This window comes from Deferrisoma sp. (assembly GCF_054681715.1).
Genome location: NZ_BAAHFQ010000227.1, coordinates 1 through 3,835, shown reverse-complemented (window position 1 = coordinate 3,835; position 3,835 = coordinate 1). Strand labels below are relative to the sequence as shown.

Below are 3,835 nucleotides of genomic sequence, written 5' to 3'. Positions count from 1 at the left end.
TTCTACGACTACTCGGGGTAGGAGGAGGGGTGCCATGGCCTACGAGAACGTGATCCTGGAGCAGGTGGAGCCGGGGATCTACCGGCTCACCATCAACCGCCCCAAGGCGCTCAACGCGCTCAACTCCCAGACGCTCGACGAGATCGAGGCGGCCCTGCGGGAGGTGGAGGCCGACCCCGGGGCCCGGGCGCTCCTGGTGACCGGCGCCGGGGACAAGGCCTTCGTGGCCGGGGCCGACATCAGCGAGATGCAGCCCCTCACGGCGGCCGAGGCCAAGGCGTTCGCCCTGAAGGGCCAGCGGGTGTTCCGACGGTTCGAGGACCTGCCGGTTCCCGTGATCGCGGTGGTGAACGGGTACTGCCTGGGCGGCGGGTGTGAGCTCGCCATGGCCTGCGACTGGATCGTCGCGAGCGAAAAGGCCGTGTTCGGACAGCCCGAGGTGAACCTCGGGGTTACCCCCGGGTTCGGCGGTACCCAGCGGCTTACCCGGCTCGTGGGGAAGGCCCGGGCCATGGAGCTCGTGACCACCGGCCGCCAGGTCAAGGCGGCCGAGGCCAAGGAGATCGGGCTCGTGAACCACGTGGTGCCGGCCGAGAGCCTGATGGACGAGGCCCTGGCCCAGGCCCGGGCCGTGGCCGCCAAGGGGCCGGTGGCCGTGCGGTTGGCCAAGGAAGCCGTGCAGCGGGGCCAGGACCTGGACCTCGACAACGCCTGCGTCTTGGAAAGCGACGCCTTCGGCCTGTGTTTCGCCACCGAGGACCAGAAGGAGGGCATGGCGGCGTTCCTCGAGAAGCGAAAGGCCGCGTTCAAGGGGCGCTGAGCCCGTTTCCCATAGGGAGGAGATAAATTCCCATGAATTTCGAGCTGGACGACGTACAAACCCTGGTGCGCGACACCGCCCGGCGGTTCGCCCAGGAGGAGGTGGCCCCGCTCGCCGCCGAGATGGACAAGTCCGCCACGTTCCGCATGGACCTCGTGAAGAAGATGGGCGAGCTGGGGTTCATGGGGGTGGCGATTCCCGAGCAGTACGGCGGCGGCGGCATGGACTACCGCTGCTACTCCATCGTGATCGAGGAACTCTCGGCCGCCTGCGCCTCCACCGGCGTGGTGGTGAGCGCCCACTCGAGCCTGTGCTGCGACCCGATCTACCGCTTCGGCACCGAGGAGCAGAAGAAGAAGTACCTGGTGCCCCTGGCCTCTGGCCAGATGTTGGGGTGCCTGGGGCTCACCGAGCCCCAGGCGGGCACCGACGCCGGCGCGGTGCGCACCACGGCCGTTCTGGACGGCAACGAGTGGGTCCTGAACGGCACGAAGATCTTCATCACCAACGGCGGGCAGGCCGGGGTGTGTGTGGCGATCGCCTCCACCGACCGCTCGGCCAAGCACAAGGGGCTCTCGGCGTTCATCGTGCCGGCAGACGCCCCCGGGTATAAGGTGGCCAAGGAGGAGCACAAGCTCGGCATCCGGGCCTCCTCCACGGCGGAGCTCGTGTTCGAGGACTGCCGGATCCCCAAGGAGAACCTGCTCGGGCAGCCGGGCGAGGGGTTCAAGATCGCCATGCAGACCCTGGACGGCGGCCGGATCGGCATCGCCTCCCAGGCCGTGGGCATCGCCCGGGGCGCCATGGAGCACGCCATCGCCTACGCCAAGGAGCGCCAGCAGTTCGGCCAGCCCATCGCGAACTTCCAGGCCATCCAGTGGAAGCTCGCGGACATGGCCACCGAGATCGACGCCGCCCGGCTCCTGACCTGGCGCGCCGCCTGGATGAAGGACCAGGGCCTGAAGAACTTCAGCCGCGAGGCGGCCATGGCGAAGCTCTTCGCCTCCGACGTGGCCATGAAGGCCACCCGGGAGGCCGTGCAGGTGTTCGGCGGGTACGGCTACATCGACGAGTACCCGGTGGAGCGTTACTACCGCGACGCCAAGATCACCGAGATCTACGAGGGAACGAGCGAGGTCCAGCGCATGGTGATCGCCCGGGCCCTCCTGAGGGACTGACGGCATCCACCCCACCAAAGGAGGTACGAGAATGAAGATCATGGTGCCGGTTCGTAGGGTCCCGAACCCCGACGTGAAGGTCCGGCTGAAAAAGGACGGGTCGGGAATCGAGACCGAGGGTGTGAACTTCCTGGTCAACCCCTTTGACGAGTACGCCATCGAGGAGGCCGTTCGGATCACGGAGAAGTCGGGCGGCGAGGTGTTCCTGGTGTCGATCGGCGGGCCCGAGAACGAGGAGACCCTGCGGGCCGGCCTGGCCCTGGGAGCCCACCGGGCCTACCTCGTGGACCTCGGGGGCGAGTGCTACGAAAGCTCCGGGATCGCCGACATCCTGGCGGCCGTGTTCCGCCAGGAGAACCCGGATCTCGTGATCATGGGTAAGCAGTCGGTGGACACCGACAACAACCAGGCGGCCCAGATGCTGGCCGCGAAGCTCGGGATCCCCCAGGCGTGCTTTGCCTACAAGGTGGAGCTGGGCGACGGCAAGGCCGTGGTGCACCGGGAAATCGACGGCGGGCTCGAGGTCAAGGAGGTGGCCCTGCCGGCCGTCATCACCGCGGACCTGCGGCTCAACCAGCCCCGGTACGCGAGCCTCCCGGCCATCATGAAGGCCAAAAAGAAGGAGGTGAAGAAGGTGACCCCGGCCGATCTTGGCGCCGAGCCCAAGAACCGGGCCCGGGTGCTCAGCCTGTCCGAGCCCCCGCCGCGCAAGGCCGGCCAGAAGGTCGCGAGCGTGGACGAACTGGTGGACAAGCTCATGAACGAGGCCAAGGTCCTGTAGGACCAGGGAGGAGAACCGATGGCGATTCTGCTTGTTGGTGAGATGCGGCAGGGGGAGCTCCGGCATTCCACGTTCCCGGCGGTTACGGCCGCCAAGGAGCTGGCCGGGCTCCTGGGAACCGATTTCGACATCGTGCTCCTGGGCAAGGGAGCCCAGGCGGCGGCCGAGCAGCTCAAGGGGGTGGGGGCCAAGAACGTGCTGTGGAGCGAGGCCGACGCCGTGGCCGACTACACGGCCGAGGCCTACGCCCAGGCGTTGGCCGACCTGGTGAAGGAGAAGGGGTACACCGCGGTGCTGGCCGCGGCCACCACCACCGGAAAGGACCTGATGCCGCGGCTGGCTGCGCTTTTGGACGCAGGCATGGTGAGCGACGCGATCGGGTTCGAGAAGGGGGACGAGGGCGTCGTGTACCTGCGGCCCATGTACGCCGGAAACGCCATCGCCCGGGTCGCGATCGACACGCCCGTGCACTGCCTCACGGTCCGGGAGACGGCGTTTGACGCGGCCGCCCCGGGAGCGGGGGATGCCGCCGTGGCGGAGGCCCCGGTGAATGTGGACGCCGGAAGCCTGAAGGCCAAATTCGTGGAGTACCAGCTCACCAAGTCCGAGCGGCCCGAGCTCACCGAGGCCAAGGTGGTGGTGTCGGCCGGCCGGGGTGTGAAGGACGCCGAGGGCGTGAAGCTGATCGAGCAACTGGCCGACCTCCTGGGCGCGGCCCTGGGCGCCAGCCGGGCCGTGGTGGACGAGGGGCTCCTGCCCAACGACCTCCAGGTGGGCCAGACCGGAAAGATCGTGGCCCCCGACCTCTACATCGCCTGCGGCATCAGCGGGGCCATCCAGCACGTGGCCGGCATGAAGGACTCCAAGGTGATCGTGGCCATCAACAAGGACGAGGAGGCCCCGATCTTCGAGGTGGCCGACTACGGGCTGGTGGACGACCTCTTCAAGGCCGTGCCGAAACTCATCGAGAAGATCCAGGCTGCCAAGGCTTCGTAATCCGTTGGGAATAGACCGGCGCCCCGGCCCCGGGGTCCGGCCGGGTCAAGCCCCTCCGGG

Annotated in this window: 4 protein-coding genes; all 4 read left to right on the top strand. The window is 68.2% G+C overall.

Features of this window, described 5'->3' with window-relative positions; all coding sequences use genetic code 11:
• Positions 1-34: 34 nt before the first annotated feature.
• The 4 genes from ACY0I8_RS16960 to ACY0I8_RS16945 are packed head-to-tail and all read left to right on the top strand — an operon-like array spanning position 35 to position 3,775.
• Entirely contained in the window at positions 35-820 is a 786-nt protein-coding gene (locus ACY0I8_RS16960; RefSeq protein WP_459941989.1) for a Clp protease/crotonase-like domain-containing protein, read from the top strand.
• A 32-nt stretch (positions 821-852) separates the two neighbouring features.
• Positions 853-1,998 (top strand): acyl-CoA dehydrogenase, encoded by a 1,146-nt coding sequence (locus ACY0I8_RS16955; RefSeq protein ID WP_459941988.1) that lies wholly within the window; start codon positions 853-855, stop codon positions 1,996-1,998.
• Between the two features lie 31 nt (positions 1,999-2,029).
• Positions 2,030-2,779, top strand: a complete 750-nt coding sequence (locus ACY0I8_RS16950; RefSeq protein WP_459941987.1) for an electron transfer flavoprotein subunit beta/FixA family protein — start codon at positions 2,030-2,032, stop codon at positions 2,777-2,779.
• Positions 2,780-2,797: 18 nt separating this feature from the next.
• Entirely contained in the window at positions 2,798-3,775 is a 978-nt protein-coding gene (locus tag ACY0I8_RS16945) for an electron transfer flavoprotein subunit alpha/FixB family protein (RefSeq protein WP_459941986.1), read from the top strand.
• Positions 3,776-3,835: the final 60 nt, after the last annotated feature.

What these genes read in the sequence shown, in the direction of transcription:
- ACY0I8_RS16945 (WP_459941986.1), top strand. Translation starts at nt 2,798, where the DNA reads ATGGCGATTCTGCTTGTTGGTGAGATGCGGCAGGGGGAGCTCCGGCAT.
- ACY0I8_RS16960 (WP_459941989.1), top strand. Translation starts at nt 35, where the DNA reads ATGGCCTACGAGAACGTGATCCTGGAGCAGGTGGAGCCGGGGATCTAC.
- ACY0I8_RS16950 (WP_459941987.1), top strand. Translation starts at nt 2,030, where the DNA reads ATGAAGATCATGGTGCCGGTTCGTAGGGTCCCGAACCCCGACGTGAAG.
- ACY0I8_RS16955 (WP_459941988.1), top strand. Translation starts at nt 853, where the DNA reads ATGAATTTCGAGCTGGACGACGTACAAACCCTGGTGCGCGACACCGCC.